Here is a 20,873-nt window from a genome sequence, read left to right on the forward strand (position 1 = left end):
CCCCGCCGGTGACTGCGCGCCTGCTCGCGTCAGTCGGGGGGCAGGCTTCAGCAGTAGGTGCTGCCGGTGCTGCTCTGCTCGAAGCGGACCTCGTGGAGGTCGTGAGCGGCCGCGTCGGCCGTCTCCTCCCACGAGCCGTCCAGCAGCGTCTCGAGCTCGTCGATCATGTGCGACGTGGTCATGTCTGACTCCATTTCGGGGAAGGCCGGTTCGTCCCGGGGGCGGGGCTGCTCGGTCACAACACCTCGCCCGAACAGATGATCCATACGGCGGGCGCCCACCTCGTCGGCAATCCGCGCAGTTACGGCGTGCGCCCGTCCATGCGGCCCAAAAGGGCAGACCTTCCCGCCCGAAAGGGCGAGGGGATGATCGTCGCTCCCCGGACGGCGCTACCTTGGCGGCAACTGCCACGGCAACCGCAACGGCCACGGCAACTGCCACGGCAACGGCGCGCCGCGTCGAGCACGTCGTGCCCGAAGTGCTCCGGCTGCCGGACCCCCGGACGCGCAGGGCACTCCGGGACGGTCTCGGCCCGTCGCACGGCCGGCATCGCGTCGGGTGCCGGCAGACCACGAGTGGACCGTGGCACGGGAGACGCCCTCCCCCTCGCTCCGTACTGCACGGCTCCGCCGCGGCACCGGGCATGGACGGGCCACTCCGCGACACCTCGCCTTCACCTCGGGTACCCGACCCAGATCCCTACAGATCCGACGGTGGCCGCCGCCAGGGAGCAGGATGTGATGCACACCAACCGCCACGCGTACGGCGATGTCGCGGTCGGCGGCCACACGGACCCGCACGGAGGCGCCGGATGAACCCGGCCGCACCCGGCATACGCAGAGGTCTCACGGCAGCACCACCAACAACCTCGGAACAGGGAACAGGGAACAGCGAGCAGGACGTGATGCACCCGCACCCGGACGACCACCCGCACGGCGGCGGACCGCGCGCCCTGCCTCGTCCTCCGTTGTCCGCTTCGCGCACGCCGGCCACCGGTCGCGGCCACCACGGAGGCAGGGAACACCAGTGACCACCGCTCCACCCGACCGATGCGCCACCTGCGACGGCCCTATGCCCGCTCCGGCGCCGGGCCGTCGCTCGGCGCCCCGGTACTGCTCCAACGCGTGCCGTCAGCGTGCCTACCGGCAGCGGCGGAACTCCGTCGACGTGGGAGCCGGTTCCTCCATGGAGGCACAGGCCCGCATGAGCAGCTTCGTGGGCCGCACCGACGAACTGGTCGAGCTCGGCCGCCTGATCGCGGGCGGGCGGCTGGTCACATTGACGGGCCCGCCCGGCTCGGGCAAGACCCGGCTGGCGATCGAGGCGGCCTCGGCACAACAGCGCACCGGGCGTACAGCGGCCGGGCTCGTCGAACTCGACGGGGCCGCCGACCCGCGGGAGGTGAGGGAGAGGATCACCGCGGAGCTCGCGCGGACGAGTTCCGCGGGCAGGACGGACCGCGGTGCCCGGCTGTTGGTCCTGGACGGCTGCGACCACCTGCTCGACGCCTGCGGCAGGGCGCTGAACGAGGCGTTCTCCCAATGCCCTGACCTGCGGGTGCTGGCCACCAGCCGGGAGTCCCTGCGCCACCCGGGCGAGGTGGTGTACCCGATCGCCGGACTCCCGGTACCCGGCGACGACACGGACGCCACCCCCGCCGAGCTGCTGCGTTCTCCCGCCGTGCGCCTGTTCGCGGACCGGGCGCGTGCCGTGAAGCCGGACTTCCGATTAACCGCGGCCAACACCGGCCGAATCGGCGCGCTGTGCGCGCGACTGGACGGCCTGCCACTGGCCATCGAGCTGGCGGCGCGGCTGGTGCGGGCCTTCCCGGTCGCCACCATCCACGACCAGCTGGACGAGGCACCGCTGAACCTGTTGACCGGGGGCTGGCGGACCGCGGCGTCAAGGCACCAGAGCCTGCGAGCGGCCGTCGACTGGAGCCACGACCTGCTGACCGACGACGAGCAGCGGCTGTTCCGTGCCCTGGCGGAGGCGCCCGGCGGGTTCGAACCCGACATGGCGGCGGCATTGACCGCGACCGCCGTCCAGCCCCGCGCCGTACCGGCACTGCTGGCCTCGCTGGAGGCCAAGTCCCTCATCACAGCCCTACCGGACGAGACGGGTGACGCCCGGTTCCGGATGCTGGAGTCGCTGCGGTGCTTCGCACGCGAGCGCCTGGAGGACGTGGCCGAGCAGGACACCGTACGCGAGCGCGCCGCGGCCTGGTTCGTCATGGCTCTCGGTGCCTTCGACGAAACGGGCGTCCTGAGCCGTCACCGTGCGCGCCGCCTGGCAAGGGAACGGGCCAACATCGACCACACGCTCGCCTGGTTGCGCGCGGGGGACGACCCGCGCCAAGTCCCGCTGGTCGCGGCTGTCGAGGCGCTCGACATGATCATGGGCGCCCCGACGGCCCGCCCGCCGGTCCTCGCCTCCGTGCTGAGCCGCGCGGACCCCTTGTCGGGGTACCACCACGGCGCCCTGTCGGCGCAGGCGGTGCTCACCGCGTGGCGCGGACTGGACGACCGCGCCCGGCTCCTGGCCGACCAGGTGCGGACCGGGGCGTCGCGCACCGGGGACGACGCGCAACTCGCACGTATGGAAACCCTGCTCGACCTGTTGCGACGGCCCGGTTCCGGACCGGCGGCCGTCCGCCGACTGCGCCACTGCCTGGGAACGAGCCGCCTCCAGGACGATATGCCGATGGCTGCGTTGAGCCTCCATCTGCTGGCTCGGCAGGTCCTGGTGACAGGGGAGACGGAGCACATGGCCGAGCCCGTCGACGAGGCACTGACCGTCGCGCGTGACGAAACCGTCCCCGGACCGCTCCGGCCGCTGCTGATGGCGCGAGGGGCTCTGGCCCTCCAGGCGGGCGAGCAGCAGCAGGCCACGTCCTGCTTCACCGCGCTGCTCCACGCCGCCGCCGGACACCCGCTGTGGAGCGCCGGTGCCCTGGAGGGCTTCGCGCTCGCCGCCGCCCGCGACCGCGCCTACGAGCGCGCGCTGAAGCTGCTCGCGGCGGCGGAGGAACTGCGCCCGACGGTGCCCGAGGTCCCCGCGACGGGAGTGTGGTGGCAACGGCAGGTGAACGCCGTGCGTACCAGCGTGATCGAAGCCGTACCCCACAAGTACGTCGAGGCCGCGTTCACGTCCGGCCGCACCCTGACGTCACGACAGGCCACCGACTACGCACTGGACACGTCGGTCCCCACGGGGGAGGAGCCGTTGTCCCGTGCGTCGTTGAGTGAGCGCGAGTGGCAGGTGGCCGTGCTGGTGTCCCAGGGCCTGACCAACCGGCAGATAGGCGACCGCATGTACCTGTCGACCCGCACGGTGGACACCCATATCCGCAACATCCGCACCACCCTGGGACTCGGATCCCGCGCCCAGATCGCCGCCTGGATCGTCGAGGCGACCCCCCGCAGGTCGGCCGGCTGACCCGACGACGCTTCCCCACTACCCCCGGGGGGAGCCGCTCTCCGGCCGGCCGCGAGGCGGCGGGCCGGGAGTGGCCACGGCGACGCGGCTCCGAGTCGTGGCGTTTGTCGGTGTTCGTAGATGTTCGTCAGTGTTGGTCAGTTGGCCGGTGTTCGTCGATGTTTGCTGGCGCTGTCGTACCGCGTCGCGGTTCGGGCCGTCGACAGCGACCCGGCGCCGCTGACCGATGGGCGGTTCCGACGCGCGGCAGAGCGCGCATAGGGAGAACGGCACGCACCGGCCTGCTCAGCGACTGTTCCGCATGATCTTCCGTTGCGGCTCACTCGGCTCTACAGCAGCCCGGCCCGCATCGCGTACGTGACCGCGTGGGTGCGGTTGCGTAACCCGAGACGTTTCGTCAGGTCATGGATGATCGACTTGATCGAACGCTCCGAGTAGCTCAGCTTGCCGGCTATCTCCGCCGTGTCGAGGCCTTCGGCCAAGAGCCGGAGTACGTCCAGCTCCCGGGGGGCCAGACTCGCCGGGCACAAGCCTTGAGGCAGCCCGTCCTCCCGCTGTAGACCTCGCATCAACGACGCCAGCCGACCGACGACGGCCGGCGGCAGCTCGGAACGGCCGCGGTGACCGTCCGCGACCGCGCTGACGATCTGGGAGAAGCTCGCCTCGGACCTCCGAAGCAGGATCACGACCCCGTAGCCCACAGCGAGAGTCAACTGCTCGTCACTGACGTCGTCAGCGACGAGCACGATGCGCGTCACTCCGTCCGTGCGTCGACTGATGGCACAGAGGCCGGACATTGTTTCACCGGTCACCTCGTCGACGATGAGGACCGCGATGTCCGCCTGCTCCACGTGATCCGTGGGGAGCAGTTCGACCTGCTCGTGTGCGTCCAGATACGCTGTCGCGCCTTGCCGGACGAGCGGGTCGTCGGCCAGCAGGACAACGGACGGACGCCTCACCGGGGCGCCGTCGCCTGGCATTTACTTCCCTCCCTTGCGCGCACCGAGGGCCTTGACCTCCAAGGTGCCTGCGCAACCATACGTTGACGCCGGTGACTTACTTGATGGACAGTGCACAAGGTCGAGTCTCTCTCTGCACACATTCGGGCTGCCCGACAAGAAGTCGCCGAGGAAGCGATGGCCGCCGTCAACCCGGGCTGAGTGAGCAGCGGGCTGCGGCCATCTCCTGACAGGTCAGCGGCCCTGACCGAGCCGGGCCCAATCCGTGAGCGCCCCCGGCAATTCGCCCGAGCCCGAGGTTGTCGGCGACACCGCTGCCCAGGACCCCGTCCGCTCGCCGGTCCACCCTGTCGCCCCCCGTAGCACCGTGTCCCCGTCCTGGCCCCCGGCAGGAGATGTCAGAAGCCTTCTCTGGTTGCTGCCGGGGCTCGTGGTCGCCAGCCGTCGTGCTTGGACGCTGTGGTTGCGGTACTCCGCTCTGAACAGATGGCCGTGATCGCTCTTCCCCGACGCATCGCGATTTCGTAGGGTCCGATCATTCGAGACTGGCCCTGGGGGGCGTGTGGCTGTTCCTGTGGCTCGGAGTCGTGTCCTGCGCGTGATCCGCGGCGCCGGCTCGTTCTTGAAAGAATTCCTGGAGGAGCTCGCCGGAGAGGTAGCGCTGACGGTGGTCGCCTGCCTTGCCGTGGGGGGTCTGGCTCTGGGGTTTGTCTGGGGATGGGAGCGCAGCCCGCTCGTCACCGGGGGCGTAGGCGGTGCCTTGCTGGCCTTCCTCGGCTATGGCGGCTGGGAGCTGCTTCGTCCCGCCAAGCCAGGGCGGCGCGGGCGACTGGCCGGCGCGGCGGCCACAACGTTTGCCGTGACCGCCCTTTTCATCGCCTACGCCTGGTCCTGCAGTTGCTCCTGAACGGTCAGAGGGCGGTATGAGACCTGATGCCCGATTCTTCGTTTCGTGCGGGACGAGCGGGCAGGCCGTGGCGACGTCGGTCGGCTACGGCCGAGGCTGGGTGAACGAGCCTGGCTCGGTCTCGGTCAGGATCCCGCGGCCGGCCAGCCGCTTGAGCTTGAGGCGGACGTTGTTGATGTTGTTGGGCGCGACCGCCAGGTCCATGGCCTCGCACCTGCCGGGCCCGCAGCGGGTGGTCGGCCGCGGTGAACACCGCCATGATCTGCTGGTAGGCCGGATGATCCGGCAGCTTCGGTGCCGGCGGCGCGGGCGGCCCGGGGTCGGGCAGCCCCAGCAGTGTCTTGCGGGTGATCCGGACTTCCTCGGCGGCCCGGCGGAGTTCGTCGAGCTGTGCGGTCAGCTGCGCGACCTGTTCCCGCATCGTCTCGGCCTGTGCGGTGATCTCGCGTTCCCGCTCCTCCAGCCGCGCCAGCACCGCGCCGAGCGTCAGCTCCCCGCCGGTCATGCGGTGCGCCAGGCCGGTGTGGTCGCCCCGGTCAGCCGACGCAGTATCACCGCGGTCATCGCCCAGTACACCCGCGACTGCGAACTGCGGGGCAGATGCTCGTAGTCGCGCACCAGCCTGCGGTGCAGCATCAAGATCCCATAGGCGCGTTCCACGACCCACCGCTTGGCCTGGGGAACGAACCCGGTCTGCGCGGGATTGCGCTCCACGACCTCCACCTCGATACCCACCTTCTCCCCGTGCGCGACGACGACGTTCTTGAAGCCCTGGTCGACCAGGGCCTTCTCCACGGCGTCGGTGTCGGCGGCGACCTTGTCCAGCAGCGCGATCCCGACGGCGTTCTCGTGCGGCGACGCGGGCACCGCGACCACCGCGATCACCAACCCCAGAACGTCAACGGCCAGGCCGCGCTTGCGGCCCGGTACTTTTTTTGCCGCATCACGCCCCGTCGACTCAGCGGGCGCTCCGGCCGCCGCGTGCACGCTCTGGGCGTCGAGCACCACCAGGCTCGGGTCCGCCTTCCGACGCGCCATTTCCCGCACCTGCCAGCGCAGCAGATCGTGAATGGTCTGATCGATGCCGTCGTCACGCCAGGTGTAGAAGTAGTACTTCACCGCGCCGGGCGGCGGAAAGTCGTGCGGGAGCAGCTCCCACTGACAACCGGTCCGGCCCTGGTAGAGCAGCGCGTTGACGATCTCCCGCATCTCGTACCGGCCCCGATGGCCGCTGACCGAGGGATGCGCGGCCTTCCACGCGGCGATCACCGGCTCGACCAGCGACCACTGCTCGTCGGACAGATCGGTCTTGTAGGGCTTGCGCTCGCTCACGGTGCCCAGCCCAACATGCCCATGGCCGCCAACCGGCCGGGATGCCGCACCGCCACACGTTCAGGCGACGACAGAACTCCTCTGTACTCTCATTCCGCCCTCTCAGACCTCCGGGTGTCCGCCGGCGCGCCAGCGGAGGAAGGATTCGCGGGCCCGGATCACCCGGCGGCGCACCGGTGGGATCCGCAGCAGCAGGGACGGGACGAACACCATCAACTGCCCGGATTCCTCGGGGCAACCCGGCAGCAGGAGCAGGTGGAGCGTGACGAGCGCCAGCACGACGTAGACGAGCCGGGGTGCAGTCGCTTCCAGTCGCTGCCGAACCGGCGCATCGACCACCGGTTGGAGGCGATCGCGAGGGGGACAAGCAGCAGGGTTGCGAGGGTACCGGCGGCGAGGAACGCCTGGCCGGCCACCCCGGCGCGCCAGCCGTCGGTGGACATCGTGGCGGCGAGGACCAGGTCCAGGGCGGCGAGGGCGAAGGTCCACAATCCGAGGTCCCGCGCCAGGATCTGGTGCCATCGCCAGCCGGTGACCGTGGTGACCGGCGTGATCGCGAACGTCACGGCGAGACTCAGCAACGCGGCGTTTCCGAGTATGCCGGCGGCGTTCTGCTTCAGCGTGGCCACGGCGCCGTCGTCGCCGGTGAGCGCAGCGGCCGGCAGCACGGTCGCCAGGAGCACCGGGATCAGTGGCAGCAGCCGCAGGATGATGAGGGTTGGGCGCGGGAGCCACCTGGGGACGCCGAGCGCCCGTGACCGGCGCGGAGGATCTACTGTCTGGTTGCCGGGTGCGATGCCGGTCATCTGGTCCTCCCCTGCTCATGAGCCGACGGTGGGTTCCATTTCTTAGGTATCCGTAAGAGCGCGGTCCCCAGCGACGCTCTAATCCTGGCCTCAGGTTGATCGGGGAAAATGAGCGGCAAAAACATCGACTGGAAGGGGGCGGGCCGGCGTGCGGATCATGATCGCGGATGATGAAGCGGCCATCCGGGATTCGCTGGAGCGGGTGCTCCAGGTCGAGGGTTACGACACCAGCACCGTCGCCAACGGTCTCGCCGTGCTCGACGGGGTCGGTGGGGCCGGCGGTGACACGCTGGATCTGCTGATCCTCGACGTGATGATGCCCCGCCTCGGCGGGCTGGAGACCTGCCGGCGGTTGCGGGCCGCGGGTCGGGATCTGCCGGTGCTGATGCTGACCGCCCGTGACCAGGTCTCCGACCGGGTCGCGGGGCTGGACGCGGGCGCCGACGACTACCTGCCCAAGCCGTTCGCCACCGAGGAGTTGCTGGCCCGGGTGCGGGCCCTGCTGCGCCGGCGCACGCCGACCGACGAGGAGTCGCAGATCCTGTCGTTCGCCGACGTCCGGCTCGATCCCGACAGGTTCGAGGCGTGGCGGGGCGGGCGGCCGCTGCGCCTGACCCGGACCGAGTTCTCCCTCCTGCAGGTCCTCGTGCGCAACGCGACCCGGGTCTTGACCCGCGACGCGCTGTTCGAGGCGATCTGGGGCTTCGGCATGAGCTCCACCGCCAACAACCTCCAGGTATACGTGAGCTACCTGCGCCGCAAGATGGAGGCCGAGGGTGAGCCGCGATTGATCTACACGCTGCGCGGCCTGGGATACACGTTGCGGGAGACTCCTCCGTGAGCAGGCCCGCCGGCCGGGAACCGCGCCGGCTGACCCGATGGTGGCGCCGGCGGTCCCTGCGGGCCAGGCTGACGGTGATCGCGGCGACGGCCATCGCGGTCAGCGTGTTCGTGGCCTTCCAGGTGGCCAGCGAGCTACTGGACTGGGAGCTGAAGGACACCGCCGAGAATCAGCTGCGCGCCGACTCCCGCGTCCTGGCGACGAACGCGGAGCGCGCCGGTCTGGCGCAGGTCCAGCTACCGCCGTATCCCGGATCCGGTCGGCTGGTGCGGGTCATCCTGCCCGACGGCTCGATCCGGACGCCGGCCGGCCAACCCGCGCTGCCCCCGGTCAGCGAGCACGCCGGGCGCGTGGCACAGGGCGCGTCGGCCGACCTGATGGAGTCGAACGACAGCGACGACGACGGCTACCTCATCTACACGCTGCGGGCGGGCGACGGCGCGGTCCAGGTGGCCCACGTCGTCGACGACAGCCCGATCAACCGGTTCGGGTTGGGCATGCTGCTGATCGGGCTGCTCTGCGTGGTCGGCGGCGCCCTTGTCGGGCGGACCGTGGCGCGGACCGGGCTGGCACCGATCGACCGGCTGACCGCCGCCGCGGTACGTGTCGCGCACACCCGGGATCTCGACGCCGACATCCCGGATGAGGGCGGTGGGGAGATCCGGCGGCTGATCCAGTCGATCAACGACATGCTCGCCGCGCTCCGGAACTCCCGGCGGGACCAGCGGCTGCTCGCCGAGGACGCCGCCCACGAGCTCAAGACCCCGCTCACCAGCCTGCGCCTCAACGCCGAGCTGCTGATCCGGCTCGATCGGCGCGGCACCCTGGACAGCGCACTGCCGGCGGAGAGCCGGACCCGGCTGCTCAACGATCTCGGCGCCCAGGTGGCCGAGTTGAGCACCCTTGCCGCCGAGCTGACCGACCTGGCGCGCGGTGACGTCAGCGACGAGAGCACCGAGGTGCTCGACCTCGCCGACGTGGTGGGGGCCGCCGCGACCCGGGCGGGTTCCCGCGCGCCCGACATCGAGGTCGCGCTCGACGTGACCTCTGTGTGGGTGAGCGGGCGTCCCGCTGCGCTCGAGCGGGCGGTGCTCAACCTCATCGACAACGCCGGCAAGTGGTCCCCCGCGGACCAGCCGGTCCAGGTCCGGCTCCGTGCCGAGGGCGCGTCGGCGGTGCTCGAGGTCGACGACGCCGGGCCGGGCATCGACGCCGCCGACGTACCGCGGGTGTTCGACCGGTTCTACCGTGCCGACAGCGCCCGGGCGTTGCCGGGATCCGGTCTGGGGCTGTCGATCGTGCAGCGGGTCGTCGACGCCCACGGCGGCCGGGCCACCGTCGCCCGCTCCGCACGCGGTGGCGCGCTGCTTCGGGTCGACCTTCCGGCCGCGGCCCCGCCCGCCCCGACCGCGCGGCTCACCGCCGGGGAGGACACCGCGATGCGCTGACCCGCCCCGGCGGCGCGGCGCAGGACAAGGGACGGCGGCCCTCGGGCATGGCCCCGCGCGGCTCACCGTCGGGGCAGGACACCGCGATGCGCCGACCCCAGCCCCGGCCGCACGGCGCAGGACCAAAGGGCGGCGGCCGTCGGGCACATGAAAAAATCCGGGACGGGCCTGGGTCCCCGTCCCGGATCTCGTCCGTGCCGCCGCGCTCACCGTTGCAGCGCGGGCTCCTCGTCGTCGGCGAGCGGCTGTTGACCGTCCGGCAGCTCCGCCGCTGGACGGGACAGCCGGCTCGGCCACCAGATCCGGCGGCCGATCAGCAAGGTGAGGGCGGGCACCAAAACCGACCGCACCAGCAGGGCGTCGAGCAGCACGCCGAAGGCAACCAGGAACCCGACCTCGATCAGCATCACCAGCGGAAGTGTGGCGAGGACCGCGAACGTGGCCGCCAGGACCAGGCCTGCCGAGGTGATGACGCCACCGGTGGCCGAGAGGGCTTTGAGCATGCCCTCTCTGGTGCCGAGACGCACGGTCTCCTCCCGGGCCCGGCTGGCCAGGAAGATGTTGTAGTCGACGCCGAGCGCCACCAGGAACAGGAATGCCAGCAGCGGCACCGAATAGTCCATACCCTTGAACCCGAGGATCGTGTCGAAGACGAACACGCTGCCGCCGAAGGCTGCGGCGAATGAGACGATCACGGTGGCCATCAGGACCAGCGGGGCCAGGATGGCGCGCAGCAGCAGCCCGAGGACGATCAGGACGACGGCGAGCACCAGCGGGATCACCAGCTTCTCGTCGCGCTTGGTGGTCACCTCGGTGTCGAGGTTCTCCGCACTCGGCCCGCCGACGATCGCCTCCGCCCCGCTCACCGCGTGCACGGCGGTGCGCACCCGCTTGATCGTGTCGTACTCTGCGACGGTGTCCGGCGCGTCCTTCGGGAACACGGAGATGTCGGCCCAGCCACCGCTGGTCTGCTCCGGGATGGCCAGGGCCACACCGCGAGTGTCCTTGACGATGTCGAGCACCCGCTCCTGGTACGCCGGCCGCGTGAAGATCGTCATCGGCTGGCCGCCGAGCTCCGGGAAGTGCTGGCGGAGAACGGTGAAGCCGGTGACCGACTCCGGCGCGGACAGGAACTGGTCCTGCTCCCGCAGGGCGCCGGTGTTGCCCGCCAGCCCGAGGGAGAGCACGCCGAGGACTCCGAGCGAGCCGAGCGTCGCCACCCACCGGCGGCGGCTGATGGCGGTGCCGAGCCGTCCCCACAGCCCCGGCTTCTCCTCCACGGCCGTGCTGAACCGCGGGATGGCCGGCCAGAAGATCCGCCTGCCGAGCACCACGAGCACCGCCGGGAACAGCGTCAGCATGGCCACCAGCGCGCACAGGATGCCGACCGCACCGATCGGGCCCAACCCGCTGGTGCTGTTCAGGTCCGCGACGAGCAGGCAGAGCAGGCCGGCGACCACGGTGGCCGCGGACGCGAAGATGGCCGGCGCCGCGCCGCGGAGCGCGTGGACCATCGCGACCCGGACGTTCTCATGGTGGTGCAGTGCCTCCCGATATCGAGCGATGAGCAACAGCGCGTAGTCCGTGCCGACGCCGAATACCAGGATCGTCAGCAGCGCCGAGTTCTGGTCGTTGACCACGATGCCGAAGCCCTTGACGAGCAGGTAGACGGTCCCCATCGCGGTGAGTGCGGCCGCGCCAACGGCCACCAGCGGGATGATCCACAACACCGGGCTGCGGTAGGTGAGGATGAGCAGGAGCGTGACAACGACAATGGTGGTGAGGAGGACCTGCACGTCGATGCCGTCGAAGACGGCGTCCATGTCGCCGTCGATCGCGGCCGGGCCGGTCACGTCGAGTTCCAGGCCGGAGGGGCGGTCCTTCGCGGCGTCACGCAACGGGCCGACGATGGCCTCCGGTTCGCCGTAGGCCGTGCTCACCTCGAGGGTGAACATCATCGCCTTGCGGTCGGTGGAGGGGCTCGTCGGTGAGCCCTCGTCGTCCTCGCCGGACGCCGCCGTCGCCTTCGGCGGGTACCGCTTGGCAAGGGTGTTGTAGTGGCGCTCGACCGTCGCGCGGTCGGCGTCGGTCATGCCGCCGACGCGGTGGTACACGAAGACGAACGTGTTGTTGTCACCGCCGGGGAGACTGTCGTCCAGCACCGCCACCTTGGTGGACTCGGCACTGGCCGGCAGGGTGTCCACGGCGCTGTCGGTGGTGACCGAGCTCAACTTTGCGCTCAGCGGCACCATGCCCGCCGCCAGCACCAGCCATAAGCCAATCACTAACCACGGCACCCACCGGCCTGCCAACCGACCGGCCGGCGCTTCCCCGGACGGCGCTGCGCTGACTGCCATCACTAGCCTCCTACATACGGGTTGCATCGCTTATCTGGATGCCTACTTCCTACCGAGCGAACCTGAGACGACTGTTAGAGGGCTGTATGCGAGTTTTTGCCTGATATCTGACTCTGTTATGGGATTAGCGTGCAGGTCAGGGCTGTTAACGAGCGCCGGTTGCACGGCGAGGACGAACAAATCGACTGGGATTCGGCCTGGCGGGCGTGTTGCCGCGGCCGGGTGCCCCTGGCATGGGACCGAGCCAGAGGGCTATCCCAGCCCGGGCTCTGCGACATACTGCGGTCATGAGTGGAGAGGAATCGACACTGCTGGCAAGAGCCCTCATCGAGTTCCGTGAGGCCGAAGGCATCTCGGAGCGTGAACTCGCGCGCCGCACCTGGCTGAGTGAGGCAACCATCAGGACCTTCGAACGCGACCGTGGGGACCTGCCCACCCCGATCGTTGCGCGAAGTTTCGAGGAAGTCCTCGGCTGGGCTCCGGGCAGCATCAAGACCGCGCCGTCCGAGGCGATGGGTCGTGAGGCATCGGCCGACTCGGCCATGGACCTCGAGTAGGCGCGCTGGTCAGGGCTGAATTCCGGGCGATTGCGGTCGTGGCCTGGTGAACAGTCCCGGCTCGGTTTCGGCCAGGATTCCGCGCCTGGTCAAACGCTTCAGTTTGATGCGGAGGTTGTTGATGTTGTTCGGTGCGACCTTCAGGTCCATCGCCTCGCACACGTTGCGCGCACGCAAGGGGGCGTCGGCTTCGGCGAACACGGCCATGATCTGCTGGTAGGCGGGACCGTCCGGCAGGGCCGCAGCCGGCGCCAGGGGCGCCTCGTCCGTCAGTTCCAGGAGCGTTTTGCGGGTGATCGCGATGTGTGGGAAGGGGCTGCTGGTGGTGGATGTGCTGGTCTGGGTGATGCAGCGCAGGGTCGTGCTGGCCGATCGCGCCGAGCGGCTGCGCAAGGAGCTCGCCGAGATCGATGTCGAGGTGGCCCGGCTTGAGGCAGCAGAGGTGGTGATCGGGCAGTTCATCGAGGCCGAGCGGAGCGGGCAGGCCGACGACGCGGCCGTGGCCGAGGAGTTGGAGCGGGTCACAACGACTCCGGGTGTGGGCGGGATGCTGCTGGTCCCGCACCGCGAGCCGGACATGGACGATAGCGCGCTGCCCGCCGACTACCAGGCGATCATGAAGATCGTCGCCGCGGCCTCGGAGCCGGTCCCGGCCAAGGACGTCAGCGTCGAACTCGGCAGAGGTACCCAGCCCGGGCAGGTCGAACCGATACGCGACAAGCTCAGGCGCCTGGCTGACCGGGGCTGGCTGCACCGCACCCCCGCCGGCCGCTTCACCGCCCTGCCCCAGCCGTCCGTCTGACCGGCCGCGGCCCAATTTCGGCGTAACGCACAGGCCCCCGGCGGGAGTTGGGGATTCCATGCGAAAGAACACCAGCCCCGCCGAGGGCACTGACTACCAGTGCCGCCTGCCGCTGTCGAGCGCCACCCTGGACCTGGTCTCCGGCCTGGTGCGCGGCCATCTGAAGAAGATCGGCTCGCGCTGGCGCAAGTTGCCGCCCGGCCGGATCGCCCTGATCGTTCTCGCGGTCCTCCGCCATGACCAGCGGCTTTCCGACATGGCGGGCGGTAACGACGTCTCCGCCTCCACCGTGCGCCGCTGGCTGCTGGCTGCTGGCTGCTGGCTGCTGGCTGCTGGCTGCTGGCTGCTGGAAGTCATCGGCCTGCTCGCCGCGCGCGCCCCACGCCTGGACCGCGCCTTGAAGGCAATCACCCAGAAGGGTGGCATCGTCGTCCTGCTCGACGGCACCCTCGTCCGCACCCGCCGACGCACCGGGGACGAGAACCGGCCGAACTATTCGGGCAAGCACAAGGCCCACGGCCTGCTGTTCCTCGCCCTGACCGATGAGCGCGGCAACCTGGTGTGGATCTCGGCGGCGAAACCGGGCCGCTCCAGCGAGATCACCACCGCCCGTCACAACAAGATCACCGCCCGCCTGTGGGAGGCCGGCCTCGGCGCGCTGGCGGACCTCGGCTTCACCGGCCTGGACGACGACCCCGACGACCCCGTGATCATCACCGGCCGCAAAGCGACTCGCGGCCATCCCCTCACCGCCGCCCAGAAGGAGGCGAACCGGCTGGTCAGCCGCGAGCGAGCGGCCAACGAACACGGCTTCGCCGACCTGAAGAACTGGCGGATCCTCACCAAGGTCCGCATGAACGCCCAACACGCGACGACACTCCTGCGGGCCCTCCTCGTGCTGACGAACGCCGAAGTCCAACGCTGACGGACGATCATCTACCACCGATCACGCCCCGACCGGCATGAGCACCCCAGCCTCGACCCACACCAGCCCCATTGACCAGCAGATTTCAGGATGGAATCAGCTCACTGGGTCCTACCCCCATGTCCCTGTCCGGGACGACGGCCGAGCCGTGGTCTCGCAAGCCAGTTCGGCCTTGCTGGTCGAAACGGTCCGTAAGATCGGCCTTGACCGGGCCATCTCCGCAGCGCTCGTCCCCTGGCGCAAACCGCGGGCCGTCCACGAACCGGGCAAGGTCCTGCTGGACCTCGCGCTGGCGGTCGCGCTCGGCGGAGACTGCCTCGCCGACGTCGCACTGCTGCGGTCCGAGCCGGCCGTGTTCGGACTGGTGGCCTCCGACCCGACGGCACGGTGGACGTGGTGAGCACGGAGGGGAGGGGGCCACCTTCACCCTGCGGCTGCCGGTGAGGTCCTCCACCGACCCTGATCGGATGATGACGGTGCTCTGACAGTTTCCTCACAAGTGGCCGTCAGGGTGTGGTCATGCCCGGAACCTGGTGCGGATCGGCAACCAGGTACGACCAAGCCGGGCTGGAACTGGAGCCCTTACATGTCCCGCCGCCTCACCCTGCGCCCGCTGAGCACTCTTCGCATCGCCGTCCTGACCGGCGTCGCGGCCGGCGCGCTGCTCGTCCCGGCCACCGCAGCCTTCGCCACCGATGCGACTCCGACGCCGGCCGCGTCCGACGCGACCCCGGCCGGCAAGGAGGCCCTGGCGAAGAAGAAGGCCGAGGACGCCACGATGCTCAAGGAGGCCGAGGCCCGGAAGGCCGCCGAAGCCCAGAAGGCTGGAGGCAAGAACTACCCGCGTGGCGGTGTCGCCGCGGGCGAGGCCCCCGCCCAGGACGACAACAACACCGGCACCCTCATCGGCTCGGCCACGGGCGCGCTGCTGCTCGCGGGCGCCGGCACCTACGTACTGCGCCGCCGCACCACCGCCCGCCGCGAAGGCTGACCCGGCAGCGCGACCTCTCGTACGAAACGGTGGCGCCGCCCTTCACCAGGCGGCGCCCTGTGCGTTCCCCGAACCCCTGGGGCTTGTCGTCGGATTCCCGCCCGGCACGCCGAGAGCACGCACCCACCCGGACATCAGCCGCTGCCGCGGCGGGCGCCGGGCCCGCCCTCCGGGCGCACGACGGGAACGTGACGACAGCCCTGGCAACCCACCCTGTTCTGGAGCTCGCGTTGCCCCCTGCACCCCGTCCGGCCCTGTTCCGGGACCGTCTTGCCGTCGCGCTGCTCGCGGCCGTCACCCTGTTCGTCCTCATCACCGCGCTCACCGGCTGCTCGTCCACCCCGGACCCGGTCCAGGTGGTCCCCAGCGCAGCCGGCACCGTCTCGCCGGGCGCCCCGGAGTCCGAGCGGGCGACGGCCCCAAACGCTCCGGCGGCTCCGGTCGCCCCTGCCGAGGTCGCCGTCCCTTCCGTGGGGATCACCAGTTCGCTGATGGAGCTGGGCCTCAACACGGACGGGACGGTGGGGGTCCCGCCGGCCGAGAAGGGGATGACCGCCGGCTGGTACACCGGCGGTGCCGTGCCCGGTGAGGTCGGCGCGGCCGTCATCATCGGCCACAACGACACCCGCTTCGGCAGGGCCGTCTTCCACGACCTCAAGAAGATCACCAAGGGTGCGGACATCACCGTCACCGACATGACGGGAGAAGCCGTCCACTTCACCGTCACGGCCACGGAGAGTGTCGGCAAGAACGCCTTCCCCACGGAGAAGGTCTACGGCCCGACCCGGGACCGCGCCCTGCGGCTCATCACGTGCGACGGCGACTTCGACGCCCAGGGGCACCCGGTGAACAACCTCATCGTGTACGCGACGCGGAGCTGAGGGAGCGTACGGGAGGGGCGGGTCGTGGATTCGTCCTGCCGTCACGAGTAACGTCCGGACAATCCCTGCCTGAAGTCTCAAGTAATTGCCATGAGTTGCTCGATTGCGTACGCCAACTGTCTCTCCAGCACCTAATGCCGCCCCAGACTCATCAAATCGGGGAGCAGACGGGGAACAGGCGAGCTGAGGACAGTGAGCGTTTTCCAACCTCACGTTGACGGGTGGTGAAGGACGAGGACGGCCTTCACCATGTCGGTGATCCGGTTGGTGCTGCAGCGGAGCTTCCGCAGAAGACGCCAGCCCTTGAGCGTGGCCATAGCTCGTTCGCCGACGCATCGGATCTTCGCGTGACTGGTGTTGTGGCGGCGCTTCCACCCCTTCAGACGGCGACCGCGGAACGGGACTCGAACAGGTCCGCCGACGCCTTGATACGCCTTGTCCGCCCAGCACTTCAGGCCCGCCTCGGTGAGCGCGTCGATGATTCCGTGGTGTCGGGCACCAGTGAGGTCGTGGGTCGATCCGGGCAGGGCGGGCGAGGCCCAGAGCAGGCGTCCGAACGGATCGGCGAGGACCTGGATGTTCATGCCGTGGCGCTTGTGTTTCCCGGAGTGGTACGGGGAGTCCGCAGCGATCTCCCCCAGCCTTCGGCCGGGAGGTGCCCCCAGTCGATCGGCGGCAGAGTGCCGTCCAGGATCACGAACGCCTTCTCGCGGATTGTCCGCATCGCCTCGGCGAGTGAAGGCGCGAGGGCGGCCAGGGCCTCGACAGCTTCGCGTATGTAGCGGTAGACCGTGGCGATCCCGATGTCGAATCCGGCAGCGAGCCGGGCGTAGGTATCTCCGCACCGCAGGTGCGCGAGGGCGAGCAGAGCCTGGCGGCCGACGGCCAGACGTCGCCACCGTGTACCGATCTTCGTCCGCCGCGCGGCCAGTTGACCGGTAAGGAACCGCAGGGTTCGGCTGGACAGATCGATCGAGGATGAGCAGACAAGCATGCGAAGCTCCTGGCAGGCACGGGTGATCTTGGTCGAGAACCCGTCCACCAGGAGCTTTGTCGTTGCGCAGGGGCGTCCAACTTGCGGTCAGCATCGGGATGCTGGAAATCGCTCACTGTTCAGTCACTGCGGTGAGCTCGGCGATGAATCCCGTTCGTGACCTCGACGCGGTCGCTCCCGGAGCCGATGTTCAGCACATCGGTCGGTTGCCCATGAACGAGTACTCATGCAAGAGTAGTCGTATGTCATCGATCAGGTTGTTCATCCTCGACACGTTCGCGAGGAACGGCGAGATGCACGGGCATAGGGTGCGCCTCCAGGCCGAGCGGGAACATCTGCACCTGTGGACGGACGTGTCCGTGGGCAGCCTGTACCAGGCGATCAAGCGTCTGCTGGCTGAGGGCTTGCTCGAAGAGGTCAGGACCGAGAAGGAGGGCAATCTGCCCGAGCGTCAGGTGTACGGCATCACCGGTGAAGGGCGGCTGCGTCTCAAGGAACTCCAGTCCGAGAGTCTGCGCCACATCTGGATGAAGCCGGACCCGTTCGACCTGGCCCTCACCCGCCTGGACCCGGAGAAGCTGGACGAGCTCCACACGGTGATCGCATCCCGGCTGGATGAACTCGCCTCCATGCTCTCGGACACCGAGGCGCTGAACGCCAACGCCATCGACGGCGGCTACCTGACGGTGAGCGAGGCACTAGCGGTCAGTCACAGTGCGCACAGGCTGCGCGCCGAGATCGCCTGGCTCCAGGAGGTCCTGGACGCGGTGCCCGAGATTGTCACCGATGAACGGACCCGTCAGCCCGACACCCTCTGAATCACCGGATTCCGCCCCCCTTGAATCCACCCGCGTCGCAGTCGGCGCGGTATCGCCCGGTAAGGAGCACGCCCCATGTCCGAACTCATCGAACCCTTCACCCTGTCCGTGCCGGAGGAACAGCTGACCGACCTGCGTGAGCGGCTCTCCCGCACCCGGTGGCCCGATCCAGAGACCGTTCTGGACACCAGCCAGGGACCCCAGCTGGCGAAGCTCCGCGCGCTGCACGACTACTGGCTCAACACCTACGACTGGCGGCGGTGCGAGAAGACCCTCAACTGCTTCGGCCAGTCACGCACCATCATCAATGGTCTGGGCATTCACTTCCTCCATGTGCGCTCGCCTGAGCCGGACGCCCTCCCGCTGGTCATGACCCACGGATGGCCCAGCTCCGTCCTCGATTTCCACAAGGTCATCGGCCCGCTGACCGATCCCGCGGCCCACGGCGGTGACCCGCGGGACGCCTTCCATCTCGTGGTGCCGTCGCTGCCGGGATTCGGGTTCTCCGACCGGCCTACGGAACCCGGCTGGGGATTCCCCCGGGTCGCCGATGCCTGGATCACGCTGATGGACCGGCTCGGCTACCGGCGATGGGGCGCCCAGGGCGGCGACCTCGGATGCGCGGTCACCGACGAGATCGGCCGCAAGGCCCCCGACGGATGCGTCGGGCTGCACCTCAACTTCGCCATGTTCCCGCCAACGCCCGACGAGATCCGGGACGCCACCGAGCATGAGCAGGCAATGCTCGACAGCGCCGCCTACTTCTGGGAGAACCTCTCGGGCTACGCCAAGGAGCAGGCAACCCGCCCTCAGACCATTGGCTACTCCCTCGCGGAGTCCCCCATCGGCCTGGCTGCCTGGATCTACGCGATGTTCCAGGACACCTGCGGCACGCCGGGGGACGCGGAAGCATCTTTCACCCTGGACGAGCTGCTCGACGACATCATGCTCTATTGGCTTCCCAACACCGGGACGTCCTCTGCGCGGACCTACTGGGAAATGGCACGGTCGGCACGGCCCTCCGCGCCGAACGCCGCCGCACCGATCACACTGCCTACCGGATTCAGCATGTTCCCGGAGGAGCACGTCCGGAAGTCCCAGCGCTGGGTGGAACGCCGCTACAGCAACGTCGTCCACTTCAACGAGCTTGAGGTGGGCGGGCACTTCGCGGCCCTGGAACAACCGGCACTCTTCGTTGACGAAGTCCGGACCACCTTCCGTTCCTTGCGCTGAGCGCACCGCCGGCATCGGCACCTCCTACCGACAGCTTCCCCTCAGGAAGGGCGATACCTCATGACACCCCTGCCCGGCGAACTCCTCAAACTGCTGAACCGGCCCAGCCCCTGCTTCATCGCCACCACCATGCCGGACGGCTCGCCTCAGCTCACCCAGACCTGGGTCGACACCGATGGTGAACACATCCTCATCAACACCGTCGAGGGCTACCGCAAAACCAAAAACGTTCAACGCGACCCCCGTGTGGCCGTCAGCATCGCCGACCCGGATGACACCTCCCGCTACTTCTCCGTACGGGGACGCGTCACCAGCGCCACGACCGACGGCGCCGCCGAGAGCATCGAACACCTCGCCCAGAAGTACACAGGCCACCCCTACGCCTCGTACGGCGGCCCGGGCCAGACCCGGCTCCTGCTGACCATCACCGTCGACTCCGTCATCCATTCCCCCATGCACTAAAAGACCAAGGGGACCGTCATGACCAGCTTCCCCCACAGCGCCGGCACCGCCCGCCCCTATGTCTGGGCGCCGGACCAGTCCCCGGCCTACTGGAACGTCGGCACGTACTGGAGAGTGCTCGCCGACGGCAGCCAGACCGACGGCCGGTCCTGCACGTTCGAGGAACTGTGTCCGCAAGGACTCGTCGCCCCACCGCACGTCCACGACAAGGAGGAAGAGGCGTTCTTCATCCTCGAAGGTGATTTCGTGTTCACCGTCGGAGACGAGGAGATCCCGGCCGGACCCGGCAGCTACATCTACCTGCCGCCCAAGGTCCGCCACGGCTTCCGCGTCGAATCCGAAGTCGGCCGTGTCTACAACATGCTCACCCCGGCCGGATTCGAGCAGAACATCATCACCAACGGCCAGCCCGCCCCCCAGGTCTCGATGCCCCCACCGGGAACGAGCGCCGTGCCGCTATGGAGGCAATTGCGTACCTCCAGGCCCCCAGCCCCCTGGGACGACCCTGCCTGGGCGCCTGACTCGTCCTTTTAGAGCGCCGGCCTAGGCCCGGGCGGTCGCGGCGGGCCAGTGGATCATCGGCGCGCAGCACCGTGCCGACTGGGTCGACGCGCAGCTCGTGCACTGTCGGACCTGTCTCGTCGAACGGCCCACGGGTCAGAGCGACGTCGACCAGTCCGGCGCGCAGTCCGCAGGTCGGATCGGTCAGGTCGGTCTCGCGGATGCGGACCTCGACACCTGTCCGGATCACCGACATGGTGAAGGCCGTCCTCGTCCTTCACCACGCGTCAACCTGAGGTTGGAAAACGCTCACTGGTGACCGAGCCCTTCCGCCGAGCAGTGCCACTCGCACCGGTCCACGGAAGACTGCGGCATGTCCTCCAGCGCGATACCCGGGCTGGACAGGTTGAACACGATGCGGATATCGACCAACCCGGACCCGGTCCTGCCCGAGACGCTCGCCGCGACGGCCTCGACCTTGCCATACCTCGTCACCGCGTCCGGGCAGCGGAGGAAAAGGACCCAGGAAGAAGACACAAAAGACGAAGATGAACGAAAGGGTCATGCGCGGGCCCCAGATCGGGCCCCATCTGGCCCTCTCAGGGCCCGATTAGCAAGTGG

At 69.3% G+C, this 20,873-nt stretch carries 21 protein-coding genes and 3 pseudogenes; 14 read left to right on the forward strand and 10 right to left on the reverse strand.

Annotated features, from left to right (window positions below; genetic code table 11):
- Positions 1-47 precede the first annotated feature (47 nt).
- A complete protein-coding gene (locus ACFPIH_RS13955; protein ID WP_381171550.1) occupies positions 48-182 on the reverse strand; it encodes a hypothetical protein in 135 nt (44 codons plus the stop codon).
- Positions 183-1,203: 1,021 nt separating this feature from the next.
- Here ACFPIH_RS13955 and ACFPIH_RS13960 point away from each other — a divergent pair.
- Positions 1,204-3,438 carry an ATP-binding protein gene (locus ACFPIH_RS13960; RefSeq protein ID WP_381171552.1) on the forward strand — a complete coding sequence of 745 codons (2,235 nt, stop codon included), beginning with the start codon at positions 1,204-1,206 and terminating at the stop codon, positions 3,436-3,438.
- 329 nt (positions 3,439-3,767) lie between these two features.
- On the opposite strand, the gene ACFPIH_RS13965 is transcribed toward ACFPIH_RS13960, so the two are convergent.
- Positions 3,768-4,418, reverse strand: a complete 651-nt coding sequence (locus ACFPIH_RS13965; protein ID WP_381171554.1) for a helix-turn-helix transcriptional regulator — start codon at positions 4,416-4,418, stop codon at positions 3,768-3,770.
- 577 nt (positions 4,419-4,995) lie between these two features.
- Between ACFPIH_RS13965 and ACFPIH_RS13970 the strand changes: the two genes are divergently transcribed.
- Complete coding sequence (locus ACFPIH_RS13970; RefSeq protein ID WP_381171556.1) at positions 4,996-5,304, forward strand: hypothetical protein; 309 nt, start codon at positions 4,996-4,998, stop codon at positions 5,302-5,304.
- Between the two features lie 4 nt (positions 5,305-5,308).
- On the opposite strand, the gene ACFPIH_RS13975 is transcribed toward ACFPIH_RS13970, so the two are convergent.
- From ACFPIH_RS13975 to ACFPIH_RS13985, 3 genes are all read right to left on the reverse strand, one after another.
- Complete coding sequence (locus tag ACFPIH_RS13975) at positions 5,309-5,809, reverse strand: prefoldin domain-containing protein (RefSeq protein ID WP_381171558.1); 501 nt, start codon at positions 5,807-5,809, stop codon at positions 5,309-5,311.
- Positions 5,806-6,636 (reverse strand): IS5 family transposase, encoded by an 831-nt coding sequence (locus ACFPIH_RS13980; protein ID WP_381171560.1) that lies wholly within the window; start codon positions 6,634-6,636, stop codon positions 5,806-5,808. The genes ACFPIH_RS13975 and ACFPIH_RS13980 overlap by 4 nt, the downstream gene beginning before the upstream one ends.
- Before the next feature lie 212 nt (positions 6,637-6,848).
- Positions 6,849-7,442: a ferric reductase-like transmembrane domain-containing protein gene (locus ACFPIH_RS13985; protein ID WP_381171562.1), complete on the reverse strand. Its 594-nt coding sequence runs from the start codon at positions 7,440-7,442 to the stop codon at positions 6,849-6,851.
- A 148-nt stretch (positions 7,443-7,590) separates the two neighbouring features.
- Between ACFPIH_RS13985 and ACFPIH_RS13990 the strand changes: the two genes are divergently transcribed.
- Both ACFPIH_RS13990 and ACFPIH_RS13995 read left to right on the forward strand, forming a co-directional pair.
- On the forward strand, positions 7,591-8,283 hold the full coding sequence (locus ACFPIH_RS13990) for a response regulator transcription factor (protein WP_381171564.1): 693 nt from the start codon (positions 7,591-7,593) through the stop codon (positions 8,281-8,283).
- On the forward strand, positions 8,280-9,731 hold the full coding sequence (locus ACFPIH_RS13995; RefSeq protein WP_381171566.1) for a HAMP domain-containing sensor histidine kinase: 1,452 nt from the start codon (positions 8,280-8,282) through the stop codon (positions 9,729-9,731). The genes ACFPIH_RS13990 and ACFPIH_RS13995 overlap by 4 nt, the downstream gene beginning before the upstream one ends.
- Positions 9,732-9,937: 206 nt before the next feature.
- On the opposite strand, the gene ACFPIH_RS14000 is transcribed toward ACFPIH_RS13995, so the two are convergent.
- Positions 9,938-12,088 (reverse strand): MMPL family transporter, encoded by a 2,151-nt coding sequence (locus tag ACFPIH_RS14000; RefSeq protein ID WP_381171568.1) that lies wholly within the window; start codon positions 12,086-12,088, stop codon positions 9,938-9,940.
- A 287-nt stretch (positions 12,089-12,375) separates the two neighbouring features.
- Here ACFPIH_RS14000 and ACFPIH_RS14005 point away from each other — a divergent pair, with 287 nt between their 5' ends.
- A complete protein-coding gene (locus tag ACFPIH_RS14005) occupies positions 12,376-12,645 on the forward strand; it encodes a helix-turn-helix domain-containing protein (RefSeq protein WP_381171570.1) in 270 nt (89 codons plus the stop codon).
- Between the two features lie 9 nt (positions 12,646-12,654).
- Here the strand turns inward: ACFPIH_RS14005 and ACFPIH_RS14010 are convergent, their stop codons facing one another.
- Positions 12,655-12,852 (reverse strand): hypothetical protein, encoded by a 198-nt coding sequence (locus ACFPIH_RS14010; protein WP_381171572.1) that lies wholly within the window; start codon positions 12,850-12,852, stop codon positions 12,655-12,657.
- An 85-nt stretch (positions 12,853-12,937) separates the two neighbouring features.
- Between ACFPIH_RS14010 and ACFPIH_RS14015 the strand changes: the two genes are divergently transcribed.
- From ACFPIH_RS14015 to ACFPIH_RS14035, 5 genes and pseudogenes are all read left to right on the forward strand, one after another.
- Positions 12,938-13,447, forward strand: coding sequence for a hypothetical protein (locus ACFPIH_RS14015; protein ID WP_381171574.1), 510 nt, complete (start codon positions 12,938-12,940; stop codon positions 13,445-13,447).
- 58 nt (positions 13,448-13,505) lie between these two features.
- Positions 13,506-14,372 carry a transposase family protein gene (locus tag ACFPIH_RS14020; protein WP_381171576.1) on the forward strand — a complete coding sequence of 289 codons (867 nt, stop codon included), beginning with the start codon at positions 13,506-13,508 and terminating at the stop codon, positions 14,370-14,372.
- Between the two features lie 37 nt (positions 14,373-14,409).
- Positions 14,410-14,754, forward strand: a pseudogene (locus tag ACFPIH_RS14025) (transposase); the annotation flags it as partial.
- A gap of 204 nt (positions 14,755-14,958) precedes the next feature.
- Positions 14,959-15,363 (forward strand): sortase-dependent protein, encoded by a 405-nt coding sequence (locus tag ACFPIH_RS14030; RefSeq protein WP_381171579.1) that lies wholly within the window; start codon positions 14,959-14,961, stop codon positions 15,361-15,363.
- Between the two features lie 230 nt (positions 15,364-15,593).
- Positions 15,594-16,244 (forward strand): class F sortase, encoded by a 651-nt coding sequence (locus ACFPIH_RS14035; protein ID WP_381171581.1) that lies wholly within the window; start codon positions 15,594-15,596, stop codon positions 16,242-16,244.
- A 209-nt stretch (positions 16,245-16,453) separates the two neighbouring features.
- Here the strand turns inward: ACFPIH_RS14035 and ACFPIH_RS14040 are convergent.
- Positions 16,454-17,238 (reverse strand): annotated as a pseudogene (locus ACFPIH_RS14040) (transposase family protein).
- 242 nt (positions 17,239-17,480) lie between these two features.
- On the opposite strand from ACFPIH_RS14040, the gene ACFPIH_RS14045 reads away from it, so the two are divergent.
- The 4 genes from ACFPIH_RS14045 (at position 17,481) to ACFPIH_RS14060 (ending at position 20,285) form a co-directional block, all read left to right on the forward strand.
- On the forward strand, positions 17,481-18,056 hold the full coding sequence (locus tag ACFPIH_RS14045) for a PadR family transcriptional regulator (RefSeq protein WP_327398321.1): 576 nt from the start codon (positions 17,481-17,483) through the stop codon (positions 18,054-18,056).
- Positions 18,057-18,131: 75 nt separating this feature from the next.
- Complete coding sequence (locus ACFPIH_RS14050; protein WP_381171583.1) at positions 18,132-19,289, forward strand: epoxide hydrolase family protein; 1,158 nt, start codon at positions 18,132-18,134, stop codon at positions 19,287-19,289.
- 60 nt (positions 19,290-19,349) lie between these two features.
- Positions 19,350-19,751 carry a PPOX class F420-dependent oxidoreductase gene (locus ACFPIH_RS14055; protein WP_358633917.1) on the forward strand — a complete coding sequence of 134 codons (402 nt, stop codon included), beginning with the start codon at positions 19,350-19,352 and terminating at the stop codon, positions 19,749-19,751.
- 18 nt (positions 19,752-19,769) lie between these two features.
- Positions 19,770-20,285: a cupin domain-containing protein gene (locus ACFPIH_RS14060; RefSeq protein ID WP_208516698.1), complete on the forward strand. Its 516-nt coding sequence runs from the start codon at positions 19,770-19,772 to the stop codon at positions 20,283-20,285.
- A gap of 15 nt (positions 20,286-20,300) precedes the next feature.
- Here ACFPIH_RS14060 and ACFPIH_RS14065 read toward each other — a convergent pair.
- Positions 20,301-20,487, reverse strand: a pseudogene (locus ACFPIH_RS14065) (LysR substrate-binding domain-containing protein); the annotation flags it as partial.
- A 74-nt stretch (positions 20,488-20,561) separates the two neighbouring features.
- Entirely contained in the window at positions 20,562-20,747 is a 186-nt protein-coding gene (locus tag ACFPIH_RS14070) for a hypothetical protein (RefSeq protein WP_381171586.1), read from the reverse strand.
- Positions 20,748-20,873: the final 126 nt, after the last annotated feature.

This window comes from Streptomyces vulcanius, assembly GCF_042653945.1.
Lineage (GTDB): Bacteria > Actinomycetota > Actinomycetes > Streptomycetales > Streptomycetaceae > Streptomyces > Streptomyces mangrovi.